At 52.7% G+C, this 15,987-nt stretch carries 8 protein-coding genes; 3 read left to right on the forward strand and 5 right to left on the reverse strand.

Annotated elements, in window-relative coordinates; genetic code table 11:
- Nucleotides 1-46: 46 nt before the first annotated feature.
- The gene (locus MJZ26_05740; protein ID MCQ2105275.1) at nt 47-6,712 is read right to left on the reverse strand and encodes a glycoside hydrolase family 9 protein; all 6,666 of its coding nucleotides are present in this window, start codon (nt 6,710-6,712) and stop codon (nt 47-49) included.
- A 160-nt stretch (nt 6,713-6,872) separates the two neighbouring features.
- Here MJZ26_05740 and MJZ26_05745 point away from each other — a divergent pair, with 160 nt between their 5' ends.
- A complete protein-coding gene (locus MJZ26_05745) occupies nt 6,873-8,030 on the forward strand; it encodes a hypothetical protein (GenBank protein ID MCQ2105276.1) in 1,158 nt (385 codons plus the stop codon).
- Nucleotides 8,031-8,368: 338 nt separating this feature from the next.
- Here MJZ26_05745 and MJZ26_05750 read toward each other — a convergent pair whose 3' ends face one another.
- Complete coding sequence (locus MJZ26_05750; protein MCQ2105277.1) at nt 8,369-9,028, reverse strand: hypothetical protein; 660 nt, start codon at nt 9,026-9,028, stop codon at nt 8,369-8,371.
- Nucleotides 9,029-9,440: 412 nt separating this feature from the next.
- Here MJZ26_05750 and MJZ26_05755 point away from each other — a divergent pair, with 412 nt between their 5' ends.
- Nucleotides 9,441-11,078: a fumarate hydratase gene (locus MJZ26_05755; protein MCQ2105278.1), complete on the forward strand. Its 1,638-nt coding sequence runs from the start codon at nt 9,441-9,443 to the stop codon at nt 11,076-11,078.
- A 170-nt stretch (nt 11,079-11,248) separates the two neighbouring features.
- Here MJZ26_05755 and MJZ26_05760 read toward each other — a convergent pair whose 3' ends face one another.
- The 3 genes from MJZ26_05760 to MJZ26_05770 form a co-directional block, all read right to left on the reverse strand.
- The gene (locus MJZ26_05760; GenBank protein MCQ2105279.1) at nt 11,249-11,800 is read right to left on the reverse strand and encodes a pseudouridine synthase; all 552 of its coding nucleotides are present in this window, start codon (nt 11,798-11,800) and stop codon (nt 11,249-11,251) included.
- Between the two features lie 92 nt (nt 11,801-11,892).
- Complete coding sequence (locus MJZ26_05765; protein MCQ2105280.1) at nt 11,893-13,725, reverse strand: pectate lyase; 1,833 nt, start codon at nt 13,723-13,725, stop codon at nt 11,893-11,895.
- A gap of 302 nt (nt 13,726-14,027) precedes the next feature.
- Nucleotides 14,028-15,197 (reverse strand): TraB/GumN family protein, encoded by a 1,170-nt coding sequence (locus tag MJZ26_05770; GenBank protein MCQ2105281.1) that lies wholly within the window; start codon nt 15,195-15,197, stop codon nt 14,028-14,030.
- Between the two features lie 162 nt (nt 15,198-15,359).
- Here MJZ26_05770 and MJZ26_05775 point away from each other — a divergent pair, with 162 nt between their 5' ends.
- Nucleotides 15,360-15,971, forward strand: a complete 612-nt coding sequence (locus MJZ26_05775) for a hypothetical protein (protein MCQ2105282.1) — start codon at nt 15,360-15,362, stop codon at nt 15,969-15,971.
- Nucleotides 15,972-15,987: the final 16 nt, after the last annotated feature.

The raw sequence follows: 15,987 nt of genomic DNA on the forward strand, positions 1-15,987 counted from the left end.
TTAGGACCACATTCTTTTGCGAGCTAAATGTCTAACGATGACGCATCTAGCGTTTGTTCCTCCTGAAGCCGAAGGTTCGGGTAAAGGTGTCATTGCCCTTGATGTCGCGAGTGTCGTCACCCTTGTCGGACTTTTCTGCAGCGTACACGCCCCTAGCCTTCATGTTGAACTTGGCGATGTAGGGCCCTGTACCAATCTTCTTTCCGTCTGCGCTGACAGGGTAATCTTGCGGAGCGGTCCATTCCAGGTACAGAGTCAAGGTGCTGCTTCCGGAGATGTATTCCTTAACTCTGTCAAGGTCAAACTTGTAGCTGGTGTTGTTCACGTAGGTACCGAGGTTGGTGAACAGGTCTAGCTCCATGGTAATGAAGTAGTGACGCTTGTCTTCACCCAGTTCAGTCTTTTCCAGAACATCCGGCAAGGTAATGTCGATCTTGAACACAGGACCTGCATACAGGTAATTGGCGATAGGAGCCTTGGCTACATCGACCAGACGGCTTGCACCTGCAGCGATGACCTGGGTTTCGTCGTTCTTGTTCTGGAGACTCAGACGGAACTGTTCATCGGGGGCAAGGAGGTCGCCACCGTAGGCATTTTCGCGGTTTACCGTAGTGAGCGGATCCAATGCCTCGATCTTGAACTTAACCTTCTTGATCTTGCCTGTTACAGGAACCCAAGGAGTTTCTGCGCCAGGATAGAGGCCTGCTTCGTCCAGATAGAAGCTGGAGGCGGCATCAGGAACCAGTCGTACGGAGTCGGACAGCCAGAATGCTTCCAGGGCTTCGTGGTCATAGCTGAATCTGAATGTTGTAGAACTTAACGGAGCGTGGTTGACCTTCAGCTCGGGGTTTGCCAGAGTGCTGTAGTAAGTTCCCTGGACACCTTCGCGGCGACGTTCCAACTGGTAGGGGTGCGTAGCCATGGAATCTAGCGGTTCAGACATAACCACGGTCAGGTAGTCAAGCTGCTTGTCGTTGCCCATTTCGAAGCCCTGCCAAGAAGCACTTACGATAACCGGCGGGCAGTCGTCGCGGAGCGGATACTTACTATCGCTGAAGCCTCCGTCAATGGGGCCCTGTCGAGCCTGGACGAGACCGTAGGAACCAAGCTTATCTTTACCTTCGTTGCCGCTGGTCTTGTTCTTGAAGACGCCTTCAGGAATGGCGATTCGGATTACGTCGTGATAGACGATAGAGTCTGTAACGCCGACTGTATCCACCTTCGGGATGAATGTGGAGTCCTGTCTGGTGGTGCAGTTCGTCTTGTCTACAACTTCCTTGTCGTAGCAAGACTGTGTTTCCTTAATGGAATCCATCACCAGACCGGTTTCTTCGTCTGTATAGGGAATTGTGTCGCGCTTTATTTCGCAAACGTTCTCGATCTTGGTTTCACAACGTGTAACGGCCTGACCCTTGATCCAAGTACCGTTTGCAGAATCCAGGGCGGTCTGTACGACCTGCAAGGTGTCGAAGGCGATACTTTCGAGATTCCAACCGCCTTCCGGCATTGCGAAAGACTTCAGCACAGTGGGGTTGCCCCAGTAAACATCAATGGTGTCGGGAGTGTCTTTGGGGCGGAGCTTACGGATGAATTCCACATAGACTTCGTCGGGCTGACCGTCACCGGTAAAGTCGGACATTCTTGCGTACTGCACGGGAACCGGTCGGACCATTTCAATGACCTTCACCGGCCCGCACTTGGATGAGAGCGGATTGGAAGTCATGTCGTAAATCTTGAAGTTGGACATAACTTCTGCCAGGAAGTCCTGCTTGATGAATGCTCCTTCGTTATTACCTTCAATGACGTACTGCCAGCTCTTGCCGTTGTCGTTGGTGGTTGCAGAAACGACCTTGATGGAAGTTTGCGGAATTTCTGCAGTGCCATCGTAGATGGTGAAGGGCCAGACATCCTTGGAGGCAAGGTTGACCGGTTCGGAGAAGACAATCTTCAACGTGTCCTGAGGCATTGCATGATTTTCGTTTTCAAGAATGGCGAAGGAACTCAGCTTCGGAAGGATTCCGTCAGTAACGGAAACCGTAGAAGTGCTGGCTACACCATTTTCGCGAACATAAATGGTTACAGTGCCCTTGGGATTTGCGGAAGTCACTATGGAATCAGGAACGTTGAACTTGACCTCTGCTCCGGTTACCACTGTTTCAGGAACCAAGGTTACAGAAGTCGCGCCAGCGAGGGATGCGGAATCCAGATCGATCTTGACGCTGTCCAGAACAATGGAGGAACCGTTAAACAGGCTTCCGCTGAATACGATGTCCAAGGTGGTTCCGGTGGAGGTGCATTCATCGTTTGCGATGATTGCTGTTTGCGGAATCGGCTTGGTGGGCTTTGCGTAGAACCAGACGGAGTCTCTGTCTTCTTCATCTTCTGCGTCAACATACTTCACCATGATGGTGTCGCCACCGAAGAATGACAAGTTGGGAAGCTTTCCGTCCTTGGCGATGGCCGTGATGAGATCGCTGGAGAAGTAACCCAGTTCTTCATTGGTTCGCTTCAAGGTCACTTCAACAGAATCACCTGTACGAGAGTTGAATACCCAGGCACTTACGGTGCTGTTGCCGCGGTTGTCCTTGTCCTTCAGCTGGATGGTAAACTGCAGGGAACCGTCGGTTGCTGCAGGGGAGGTAACGGAACTTCCATCCTTGTTCAGAAGCTGCAGTGCGCTAGCTGTGCGGTCGCCCTTGCTGAACTGGACGAAGTAGGTGCGGTTAACGAAGGCGCAACCACCGTTTTCCTGGCATTCAGAGCATTCGGGGTTGGGGCCTGCAAAGATGGTCACGTCAACCTTGTTGGTGCCGATCTTCATCTTGGCCGGAATGTCCAAGGTGTAGCGGCCGGTTGCCTCGTCGTAGATTGCTGCGGACTTTAGCTGGTCATCGGTCAAGGCCACACCGTTTACCCAGATTGCGGTAACATAGCCGCTTTCGGTAATGAAGGCGTTGCCTCTCAGATGCATGGTGCTGATGGAAGAGTCAATTTCAACGTAGGATCCGTTGGATACATTGAACGGAGCGTCAAATGCGGCGGTGATTTCGTAGTTGGCTCGCTTGGTAATCATTTCCTGGTAAGAGGGACTGAAACCAGAAATGAATTCTCCCTTACGATAGATTACGATGTACGGGTTCTTGGGAGCCTGTTCCATATCGCCCTGGTCCTTATCCCAGCCAGGAACGCCATCGTAGTCGGCTCCATCCTTTTCGCGGGTATGTGCGGCCCAGCTCCAGTCCTTGGAAAGGCCTTCTGTCTGGAAACGCTTCTTGCCCGGAGTACGGAGGGTTTCGCACATGTTGTTCTGATAGATACCGCTGGAGAAACCAATGTCCACACGCATACGGGAGGAGGACTTGATCATGGTTCCGCCAAGAGGAATAGGAATGTACCAGTCGTATTCGCCGGTGCCTGCATTGTACGTGTCTTCCAGTTTTACAGGAACAGCGTGACGCAGGTAGTAACGGAGGGAGTCGTCGACGTTTTCGCCATTGCCGTTGACGCAGGGCTTGTTAAAGCCTGCTTCGTCATAAGCCTGGCAAATATCGGAGTCTACCAGCAAGGGGCAAGAGCCAGGCTGGTTGTTTACGCCAGGAACAGCTTCAATTTCATCGGGGCGGGCTGTCACGTAGAAGCGAAGTTCCAGGTTGTCGAATTGTCTGTCTTCGTTGTTCACGATGTTCAGGTTCAGGAAGTCCATTCCGCCGAATTCGTACTGATAAACGCTGACGTCGAAGTTGTAGCGGGTGACCGGTGTGGTAAACTTAAGGGGCTGGCCTTTGTCGTCCTTACAGCGGACAGAACCGTTACTTTCTACGCAATAATAATAGGTGGTCTTTTCCTGCAGCTTACCAATCTTAACATAGTGGAAGCTGGTGGGGATTCCAGATACATCTGCGTTGCCGACAATGTCGCAAGAACCTGTTGCAGAAACGGGGCAGGTCATCTGGTCGTAGGAAACCAGTGTGGTATCCCAGTAGACCTTGGATTCGTACTGTCCGTTGGGGGTGTACCACATGATTTCAGCGGAGTCGGCACTCAGGTTACAGACCTTCACGTTCTGGATATCTGCATCGCCCGGGGGGCTTACGAGAGTGGTAAAGGAGTACGGAGTATTGGTGCTATCCACAAGCCATCTGGTTGTGTAGGCTTCGCTGCGGATGTTGATTGCAATAACCTTGAAGTAGTAGGTGGTTCCGTTTTCGAGGCCGGTCAGGTGGATTTCGTGGCTAACGCCATTTACGGTGTCCTTGGCGGGAATATTGAAGGGGCCGGTTTCGCTAGTGCTGTAAAGGATCATGGCCGGGCCACGGAGGTCCTGGGTAATCTTGACGATGGCGGAATCGTAACCCACATAACGGATTTCTACGTCTACTTTTTCGGGAGCGCGGCTTCGGTCTTCTTCGCGGACTGCCACGGCGCTGGAAGCCACGAACATGGCGGTTGCGTCGATACAGGTTTCGGAAAGGTGGTAGTCTTCCCAGCTGAGGGAACTGGGCTTCCATACGTTGAATTCATCGGGGGTTACGCCACCGAACAGGGCGCCAGTAGGCGGGTTGTACTTGTAGCCTGCACCAGGCATGTTCTTGCCTTCGGGGTTACTTGCACGGTGATGGGGATGAGCATCGTTTTTGTCGCCCACACCCAGCAGGAAGGATACATCCCAGGGGTTTACGCCTAGCATGTAGTTCAACTGGTTGATGCCGAGCTGCTTCATTTCTGCAGAGTGCCACTGCTGGACACCCTTCTGGGGAAGGGACTTGCCTTCCAGGTCCTTGGTTACGTCGGAGTAGGCGAGAACTTCAAAGATGTTACCGGCCTGGTAACGGTTGTAAATCCAGGTCTGGTCGGTCTGCATGTCGTACCACAGGTCACCGAAAGACAGGGGGGTCGGACCGTTCAGGGTCGGAATGGTAATGCTGTTGGCGCCGGTCTTGCTCAGATAGCTGACGTTGGTTGCCAGGGTCAAGGCTACGTTTTCAGCATACTTCAGACGGGTCTTGTCGTCGATACCGAACTTCATGCCGGTTTCGGTATCCTTCAGAAGCATCTTGTAGAAACCGTACAAAGTGTAGGTGTAGGCGTTTGCCCAGCTGGTGTTCTTGCTGGACTTGCGCATGCCGTCACGGTTCCATGCCATCCAACCGCCGTTAAAGAAGCCTGTAGTGCTTTCCTGCTGAACGCCAATAGTCTTGTCTTCTACGGCGTCGTTCAGGTAGTCCATCTTGCCGGTCTTTTCATAAGTGGCGTAATGGAGGGCGATTGCTGCAATGGCTAGGTCATCATGGGATTCGTTGTTGCCGTTGTATGCGGGGCTGGACCAGCCGTCAGCGATAGTATTGTACTTATAGGGCTTGCCGCCATCGTATGTTCCCGGTCCAAGGCTCTTTTCCTTGAGTTTCAGGTTCTTGGCGAAGTCGTACATCTTCTCTGCTACGATCAAGCAGCTATCAGCAAAAGCCTTGTCGTAGGTGGCGTAGTCCTTACTCAGGATAGCAAGACCTGCGGCAATCTGGCCGGAAATATTGGAACCGAGTTCGCCAAGACGGATATCGCGTTCGTGAGGGCCGCCGCGACCGGTCAAGGTTGTGGGAAGTGCGTCCTGATTTTCCGGACGGCCCCACCAACCATGGTCTGCACCAAAGTTACCTACGGAAACAGCCATGTTGTCGATGATTCCATCTGCAAAACGGTAGGCTCTCATGAAGAAGTCTGCACCGTGCTTTGCTTCACGAAGAATGTCGGGAACACCGTCTGTATTTACGGTTTCGCCCATGTTGTAGGCGTAATGGTCTTCGTCACGGTCCGGGTTACTTGCTGCCATAACCGCAAGGACCATAAAGGCGTAGGCCTGAGTCTGGGATTCCTTAAGATGGTCACCGCAGTCGTACCAACCGCCCTGCAATGCGCCCTCCTGGCTGGTAAAGCCTGCAACAGCATCTGTTCCGGTTACAAAGGAACCAGCACCATCTTTAACGTGGCTGGGCTTATGGAACCATGATTCGGAGTTTCCGCTTCGGTTGATGCCGTAGAACTTCAAGGTGGCGTCGCGCACCATGGAGTAGACCTTGTCACTAATAATAAAGGTAGAGGAGTACTGCTTTAGAACCTTTACACGGTATCGGGTATCGGGAGCGAGTCCACCAATGTCGGCCAGTTTACCTACGCAAATAGTACCTTCGGGGCCTGTAGTGGAGGCCTTGTAGCGTTCCTTGTCATTCTGGGCTGCATCGGTGCCTGCGATGATTGTCCAGGAGGAGGTGGTTCCCTTGCCAGTGGAGGTAAACTTGCCAGGGCCAGCGACTTCGTTGCCGTTAAGGTCCACGACGGTATAGGTTTCTTCGCACTTTCCGGCAGATACGTAGTAGAACTGCTTTTCGGTATCCTCGGGCAGGTAGCCGGCCTGGTTGATACGAATTCGGCCGATGCGCAGGTTCTGAGCATCACGGAAAGCCTGGTTCAGGGTATCAGGGATGATGCCGTTTGGGGCGAAGTCCGCCGGCTGCTTGATTTTGGGAAGAACGTTATGCTTCTTTTTGTTGGGAATGAAGCTGCTGAAGCTTTCTACGGTACCGCCGTCATCGGTGGCTGCGGTGTCCCAGGTCATGGGCCAAATAGGCCTAATCAGGTCATAAGGAGTGGGCTGCTCCTGTTCAACAGCGAACAAGGCAGTTGCTAAAAACAAAAAAGGTACAGCAAAAAACGGCACAAAGCCTCCTTTTTTAGATAATCCCATACACACGATTCAGAAAATAGTCATTTTATTAAAGCCGGTTTACTTGGTAAGCAAAAAAGTGCAGACTAAATGGGCTTTTTTTTATATATTCCGTTCCATGAAAGTGTTTGGAAAAAATACAATTGCTGCTCGTATGAGCAAAAATAGATTCGGGATTAAAGGACTGGGTGTTGCCTGTGTTGGCGTAGCCGGACTTGCTTTCGGTCTTAGCGCTTGTGGCGACTCGACCAGTGCCGAAGATAATCCTTCTGATTATGTGGTTCCTCTGGAAAGTTCTTCCTCTGTAGAAAACGCTCCCGTGACTCCTGGATCCAGTTCGGAACCTGGTGAAATTGCACAGGTCAGTTCTTCCTCTACGGTGGTCAAGCCGGCATCATCTTCTTCCAAGAAGGTGGAGACGGTCACGTCCGAGGAACAGCTCAACGAGCCTTCCATGATTGTCAATGGCGCCTGTGGTCCCAAGAATCCCATTATTGAAAAGGGTGGCATGGCCACATGGGAATTCTTCCGCGAATCCGGCGACGTATTTGATGCAATTATGGCACCCTATGTCTGGAACTTCATTGAAACGGGCAAGACCCTCAAGGGCAACGGAATGAATTCCGTCAACGTGACCTACGAGGAACCGGGCACTTACACTGCTGTTCTGAACGTTGATGGAACCGAAGTGGCTTGTGAACCTCTTCAGGTTCAGGGAATTCCCGTTGTCGTCAATTCCTGTAAGGCAGACAAAGAAACTGCCAAGGCTGGAGAAACCATTACTTGGACTGTAGATGCTGAATCCGAGGCTGCCATTACCGGTTACGCCTGGACTTCTGCCGATGGTGAAGTTAGCGGCGCAAGTACTTCCGCCACGATGCTTGCAACTTCAGAAATGCATAAGAAGAGCGTTTCTGTTGTGGTTGCCGTTACCAATGACGACAAGACCACGCAGACTTACACTTGTCAGGGTGTTACCGTTTTGGATCCAGAGTCTGTGGATATGGTTCTTGGTCTTGGCAACATCAATAGCTCCGATTTCGAATACAAGGATGGCTTGGTCAACGTTGAAGAAGATGCTATGATTCCGGCAAGTACTCCGTTGACAATCCAGATTCCTGCTGGCGCCAAGTCCGGATGCACCGTTGGCTGCAAACCCAGAAATAGCGGTGACTACATGAGTACAACCGTAACCTGGGACGATGAGGAATTGACTAACTTCGCTTACTTCTCTCCCGCAGGATGCGCTGCTGGCAAGAAGTACTCCGTTTCTTCGACGGCTCAGTTGGTTTGTGTGGTAAACGCTCAGTAGTCGTTGAAGCCGAAGTAGCGCAATGTTGTTTAGAGGGCCCGGTTCCATTGGAACCGGGTCTTCTTTTTTTTTACGAAAAAGACTCCTGCCTTTGGCCAGAGTCCTTTCTTATGAAAGCGAATGTTACTGGAGGGAAATTCTCCGAAGAATTACACGAACGGTCCTAAAAAACAAAACCCCGCTTTGAAGCGGGGCTTTGTTTGAGAGCGAGTGTTACTGGAGGCTTCTTCAACCGAACGATTTACACGAGCGGTCCTGAAAAAGCAAAAAAGCCCGCTGTGCGGGCTCTTTTGCAGGGGCGATTTCAAGGGGGGCGTTAGCCCTCCTTTGTCTCTTTATTAGTCCTTGCCGGTGAAGATAATCAGGAGCACGGAAGCAACGAATGCTGCAGACACGATCAGGAATTCCCACGGGTTTTCCATGACGGAGGTCTTTGCTGCGCCCATGGATTCGTTTTCCATCTTGGCGCGTTCTTCGGCTTCTGCCTTAGCCTGAGCTTCGGCTGCCTTCTTTTCTTCTTCAGCCTTTGCGAGAGCAGCGCTGTCTACCGGTGCATCTTCAGCCTTGGCTTCCAGAACTTCTGCCTTGGCAGTGTCGGCGGGAGCGGCTTCGGCGGCTGCTGCTTCAGCAGGAGCGGCGGCGGAGTCGGCAGGAGCAGCAGCGGCTTCAGCGGCCGGTGCGGCTTCGGCAGGAGCGGCAGCGGAATCAGCAGCTACGGCAGCGGGTGCTTCAGCGACCGGTGCAGCTTCTGCAGCGGGAGCGGCTTCGGCAGCCGGTGCGGCTTCAGCCTTCGGAGCTTCGGCGGCTGCGGGAGCGGCAGCTTCAGCCGGAGCAGCGGCAGGAGCCGGAGCAGCAGCTTCAGCCTTGGGAGCTTCAGCAGCCGGTGCGGCGGCAGGTGCGGGAGCTGCGGCAGGTGCAGCTGCGGGAGCGGCTGCTTCTGCTGCGAAAGTCATTGCGGAGGCAAGCATAGTTGCCAGCATGAGATTCTTCATCTTCATAGTATTCCTCTTTGATTTAAAACTTTAACTGCCAAAAAATAATTCTTCTTTTGGTGATTTGTTAACAAAAATTAGAAAAAGTTGCAAAAAATCCGGGAAAATGTGTGTTTTGTCGGCTTATTTGGCATTTGGAGGGGTGGCGGAAGACGTTTAGGTGCCTCCGGCGACCAGGGGAAGCCGTCTGGACGTGTTGGTTCGGATGGAGGCTCCGTTAAAAACGGCTGCAGCCAGGGGAGGGCGCTCCCCTTTTTCCCTATATTTTTATGTAATTTTGCCCATGTAACTTTAACCCTACGGGTAATTACGAATTATAAAGTATGAATTATGAGAAGAATAATCGCGGCTATGCCGCCTGGTTAGATCTTGTGATTCATAACTCGTAATTTATAATTGCCGATTTCAAGAGGCTCATATGGAATTCAAGTACGAAGCCACCGTGCAGCACACCGGTGATACCACTGAATATGTCAATCTCGGCAAGGAAGGCGTTTCCGTCGCCGAATTCGAAGGCAAGAAGATCCTGAAGGTTGAGAAGAGTGCCCTCACCAAGATCGCCCAGGCCGCTTTCGAAGAAGTCAGCTTCCGCCTTCGCCCGGCTCATACCGCCAAGGTGGCTAAGATCCTCCAGGATCCCGAAGCTTCCGACAACGACAAGTTCGTGGCTCTTACCCTCCTGAAGAACGCATGCGTTGCCGCCAAGGGCGTGCTCCCGTTCTGCCAGGACACCGGTACCGCCATCTGCGTTGCCCACAAGGGCCAGCAGGTCTGGACTGGCTGCGATGACTTCGAGGCAATTTCCGAAGGTATCTTCAACGCTTACACCACCAAGAACCTCCGCTACAGCCAGATCGCTCCTCTGACCATGTACGAAGAAAAGAACACCGCCTGCAACCTCCCGGCTCAGATTGACATCCACGCCGAAGAAGGTGCCGACATGAAGTTCCTCTTCGTTGCCAAGGGCGGTGGCTCTGCCAACAAGACTTACTACTGGCCCATGACCAAGGCCCTCCTCACCCCGAAGAACCTTGAAAAGTTCATCTCCGAAAAGGTGAAGACCTTGGGTACTGCTGCTTGCCCGCCGTACCACCTGGCTATCGTCATCGGCGGTACTTCTGCTGAAATGAACACCCACACCGTTAAGCTTGCTAGCTGCGGTTACTACGATGACCTTCCGACTACCGGTTCCGAAGGCGGCCGTATGTTCCGCGACGTGGAAATGGAAGAAAAGGTTCTCCACATCTGCCAGAAGACTGGCATCGGCGCACAGTTCGGCGGTAAGTACCTGGTTCACGACGTTCGCGTGATCCGCTGCCCGCGTCACGCTGCAAGCTGCCCGGTTTCCATCGGCGTTTCTTGCTCCGCTGACCGTAACATCAAGGCTAAGATCGACGAAAACGGCCTCTGGCTCGAAAAGATGGAACACAATCCGGAACAGTACCTGCCCAAGGGCGAAGCTGTGAAGATCGCTGATCCTGTGGAAATCGATCTGGACCGCCCCATGAAGGATGTCTGCGCAGACCTGACCAAGTATCCGGTTGCAACCCGCCTGAACTTGAAGGGTACCATGATCGTGGCTCGCGATATGGCTCACGCAAAGATTGCTGAAATCTTCGACAAGCAGGAAGCTGGCCAGGAACTGACCGATGTAGAAAAGAAGGTTCTGGAAGTTGTTTCCAACCATCCGATCTACTACGCCGGCCCGGCCAAGACTCCGGAAGGCATGCCCACCGGTTCCTTCGGTCCTACCACTGCTGGCCGTATGGACCCCTACGTGATGCGCTTCCAGAGCAAGGGTGCCTCCATGATCATGGTGGCTAAGGGTAACCGTTCTCAGGACGTTACCGACGCTTGCCAGAAGTTTGGCGGCTTCTACCTGGGCTCCATCGGCGGTCCGGCTGCAATCCTCGCTGAACAGAACATCCTGTCCAACGACATCGTGGCCTTCCCGGAACTGGGCATGGAAGCAATTCGCAAGATCACTATCAAGAATTTCCCCGCCTTTATCTTGGTCGACGATAAGGGTAATGATTTCTTTAAGGGCTTGCTGTAATTGATGACGCGCGAAAGCGCGGTGTCATCCTGAGCGGAGTGCCGCAGGCACGAAGTCGAAGGATCTGGCAGTACTGCTGGATGCTCGGTCATAGCCGAACATGACAATCAAAAAATTAACCCCGTCGGTTCGCATCTGCGCCGGCGGGGTGTTTTACGTAAAAAAGATTGCTAAATCACTTTCTCGGTTACAACCCGCCATTCGCCGGGCTGCAAATTGCCAAGAGGAATGTTGCCTATTTTTACGCGGACGAGGCGAAGGGTAGGGAAGCCCACGGCGGCTGTCATGTGACGGACCTGGCGATTCTTGCCTTCGATCAAAGTCAGTTCCACCCAGCTGGTGGGAATGTTTGCGCGGAAACGGACTGGCGGATTGCGGTCCCAGATCCAATCGGGGGTGGGTACGATTCGCGCGCGGCAGGGCTTTGTGTGATACCCCTTGATGTCCACGCCTTTGCAGAGCTTTCGAACAGCTTCTTCGGTAATTTGTCCGTCAACCTGCGCCAGGTATGTTCGCGGGTGCTCGAACTTTGGGTCCAGCAGTTTCTTGATGAGTTTGCCGTTGTCTGTAAGCAGCAAGGCGCCTTCGCTGTCGTGGTCCAGACGGCCCGCGGCGTACACCCCCGGCGGAAAGCCGAACGTATCCAGAGCAGGGTGACCCGACTCCGGCGTAAACTGGCTTAAGACGCCAAAAGGCTTGTTGAATAAGATGACTGTGGACATAGGAACTTTACTTGAAAAATAGAAACTATTTTCGCAAAAAGACCTGCTCTGCAGTTGCAGAACAGGTCCTTTGGTTTTCGGTTTTGGTTCTATTATCGAATGCCTACCATTTGGGTTTTCTTGCCGATTCTCACGATGTAGCTACCAGAGCGGGGGAGAATCGTTTTAAAATCGTTGCTGTGTACAAAACCGCTGGTAATCAGGCGCCCTTGCATGTCCATGATGCTGATTGTCTTAAAGGAGGCCCCGTTGATGTGAAGCTCACGACCGTTTGTGGTTACTTTGAACTGGTTGGACCCGGCGAATCCTGCGATGGCTTGGCTTTCGTCGTTGTCTTCGGAATCAGCGATATCTGCTACGCTGGAAGAAGACGGTTCGCTGGTTTCGCTGCTGCTGGAAATGGAAGGAATGCTGGAAGAGCTGCTGGATTCTGTGACATTGGAGGAACTGCTTGCAGGCTTATTCTCGCTACTGGAGGAAACCGGTTCGACGCTGCTGGAGGAAACGGCGGGAGTGCTGCCCGCTGCAGTGACGGTGAAGGTTCCGCTCTTGCTTGTGTTGCTACTGCCGCCCGTGGTGGTGAGAGTCCACTTGTAAGCCTTGGCTTCGGCCGTTGCAGAAACGGTGCCGGAAATGTAGAAGTCGGAACCCTTCAGGGTGCCTGTGACGCCTGCGGGCAGACCGCTGATTGTTGCGCCGGTGGCGCCTGCAATGGTAAAGTAGAGTTCGTCGATGGCGCTGCCTGCAGCAACTGTCTGATTGGAGCTGCCGGCGCCGTGCTTGGTGAGGCTTGCGGAGCCTGCTGCGACGGAACTGCTGGAACTTGCAACGCTGCTGCTGGATTTGGCGGAACTAGAACTTGCCGGCTTCACGCTGCTGGATGATGCCGGAGTTACCTGGCTAGAGGAACTTGCCGGGGTAACGGTGCCGTTGGAACCGGGATCGGGCAAAGTGGCGCCTGCATAAAGTTTAATGGAATCGCGAAGGGCGTAGGCCTTTGCCTGGGTGCTGACGTCGGTAAGGCTCATTGAGTAGCTAGGCTTGAAGGCTGTGCCCGTGCCGGCTTCCTTCTTTTTCACGTTTTCTTCGTAGTTGTTGATCATCTGGGCGGCGGTAATGGCGCCGTCGCTAGTGTACAGGTCGAGAGCCTTCTGCACGTTCAGGAAAACATTGTTTTCGATGCGGATGTCTGCTTCGATGGCCGCACGGACGCAGTAGCTGGTGTTCTTGCTGTCAAAAAGGTTGTTTGCCACATGGACCTTGCCGAAGCGTACGCGGGGCATGCGTTCCACAACGCCGTCTGCCCACCAGGTGTGATGGAAAGTGACGTTGAGGTGGCCGCGGTCAGAAGTCTTTGTCTTGCTGTTGCCAATGAGGTTGGAAAACTGATGGCCAGTGCTCTTGCTGGTGTAGCTGAACTTGGTCCAGGAGATGGTAACGTAGTCGGATGCGTTGGTAATGTCCAAGTTGCCGTCGTGGCCGTCATAAATATCTACGTGGTCGATCCACACATTCTTGGATTCGTGATTCACCTGGAGGCAGTCTTCGTCATCGTCATCATGGGCGCCGATGCCTTGGAATTTCAGGTTGCGGATAATGACGTTCTTGGAACCGGAAAGCTTCATGGCGCTGCCGGTAGTGGGCTGAGTAATGACCGCGCCCTGGTAACCATAGATGGTGACGTTGCTGCCCACGTTGATGGGGCCGGCGTAGGTGCCCGGCTTTACGTAGATAATCTTGTTGCCTGCGGAGGCGTACTTTGCCAAGTCGGCGGCGTTACTCACGGTAACTTCGCTGTATCCCTTGCCACCGGTGGTGCCGCCGTTCTGGGTGGCGAAACCGGTCATTGGAAAGTCCGGAGAGGTGACTGCCATGGCGGCGGTGGCGAGGCCGAATGCGACGGCTGCGATAAGTTTAGAATTCATACCCAAAAATCCCTTTTGTTTTACACCAATGAATTTTGAGATTGCGCAGATGAATTTTGCGTCGCTTGTTATGATGTTCTCAAAATTCTATACATAATTTACATTGAAAAATTTAAAAAGTCAACATAAATACAAGTAAAAATGTAAAATATATTGAAACAAACGTTTTGAATTGAGGGGAATTGTTCTCAAAATTAATCAAATTGTTCTCAAAAAGAAAAATCCCCGCGCGCGGCGGGGATTTTCCAAAATCTGCCGCCTTGCGCGGGGATTTTCCAAAGTTTGTCAAAAAGAATTTGTTGTTACAAAGCCTGGTAAATATTAAAAATGGCGAGAATCTTTCCGATGATGGCGGGGATGCCTGGGCAAAGGAAGCAAAGAATCACGCGGGTAACACGGTTCTTCCACCAGCGCTTTACCTGCCAGATGTCGTCGCTTAAGGTTTCCATTTCAGATACGCGGGGCGGGCGCATGTAGACCTGGGTTAGGGCGGTAAAGAAACCGACGCCGATAAGCGGTGTAAGTCCTGTGAAGGGGGCGGTTACAAGAGCCACTAGGATTGTCAGCGGGTGACCGCCTGCGATGATTGTGCCCAGCATGGCGCCGCCGCCAGTAAGCATGGCCCACTGAAGGCTGAGTTCGCCGGCCTTTTCGGCGCCGGCGTGGATGCCTACGGCGATGATACTTGCAATGATGGCGATGGGAATGGCCCAGCCGATAATCTTCCAAATGGGTGCGCTCTTGGGAATTACGCAGATGCTCTCTTCAGAAGGGAGCTCCTTGTTGTCTTCGATAATGCTTGCGATACCGCGCATGTGGCCGGCGCCAATGACGGCGATGATCTTCTTGCCAGGGGCGTTCTTGATCTTGCTTGCCAGATACTGGTCGCGTTCGTCGATAAGGACCTGCTTGACTTCGGGGAAAGTCTTGCCGAACTCCTGCATCATGCCGTTTAAGGCGTCCTGTTCCTTGATCTTGGCCAGTTCTTCTTCGCTGACCTCGGTCTTGTCGAAAATGCTTGCGAAAAGTCCGCCCAGAAGGTTCAACTTGCGGTACCAGGGAGTGCATGCCCAGGTGCGGCGCAAAGTGATCTTGATGTCGCGGTCTGCCAGCACCAGTTCGTGCCCGGCGGCTTCGGCGACGTCTACGGCTTCCTTCAACTCGGAACCGGGCTTGACTCCGGTCTGGGAGCCCATACGCTTTTGGTAGGAGCCCAGAACCAGATTGGCGATAAGGGTTCCCAGCTGCTTGTTCTTGATAACTTGGCGAAGGTCGGTCTTTTTCCAGCTGTCGGGGTCCTTGATGGACTTTAGTCGGCCCTGGTCCAGCTCTACGCAGACTGTGTCCGGCGATTCTTTTTCGATGGTTTCGCGAACCAGGTCCTTGGATGCCTGGGAAATATGTGCGGTGCCAATAAGGATGATTTCTCGATCGCCGTTGTTTATTCTGTAAATATCTGCGTTTTCGCTCATAGGGCGTAATGTAGTAAAAGTCCTTGTATTTTGTTGAAAATAATGCTTGTAACTCAGTTTAGGACAGCATGTTACGTAAAAAATTCGCGGTTAGTGGCCATTTTGGGCTAAAAATGTTTATATTTAGGCGGGATTTAGAATTTTTTCGGAGGTCAAGTTCCTATGAAAAAGCTTTTGGTGTGTCTTTCTCTCGCTGCTATGGCCCTTACTGGTTGTGGTGGTACCCGTTCCGACGATCCCGAGGCATTGGATAATGCCTTGGTGGCTTTCACTTCTTGCGTGCAGGGGTCTCGCTGGCAGGAAGCTCTGGAGTACGTGACTCCGGACGAAGCTAACGCAATCGCCACTTCCGATGGTTATGAGTTCAAGGAAGAATATATGCTGGCAGCACGTCGTCTGCCCCTCTCGACTCTCCGTAAGGCTGGCCTCGAAGTTGACGGTAGGGGCCGTCTGGTCGGTATCAAGGAAGCTATGGACGAAGCTAACGGTCGTAGCGTCATGTCTGCAGAACAGGCCAAGGTCGGTACCAACCTGAAGCAGATGGAAGATGAACGTATCAAGCGCCGTCTCGAAGAAGGCCAGCGTGTTATGCAGGAAGAAGCAAACGCTGCTAACCAGGAACAGGAAGAAATCGTTTACTCCAACAAGCTGACCGAAGAAGAAAAGCGTAAGTACGGCAGCACTGGTGAACTTCGCGCCGCCGAAGAATACCAGGATGAAAACACCCAGCAGGCTGAAGAAGAACTCTACAGCGGCGACTACGAAAATCCGTAATCGCAGGGTTGTGTAA

This window comes from Fibrobacter sp. (assembly GCA_024398965.1).
Lineage (GTDB): Bacteria > Fibrobacterota > Fibrobacteria > Fibrobacterales > Fibrobacteraceae > Fibrobacter.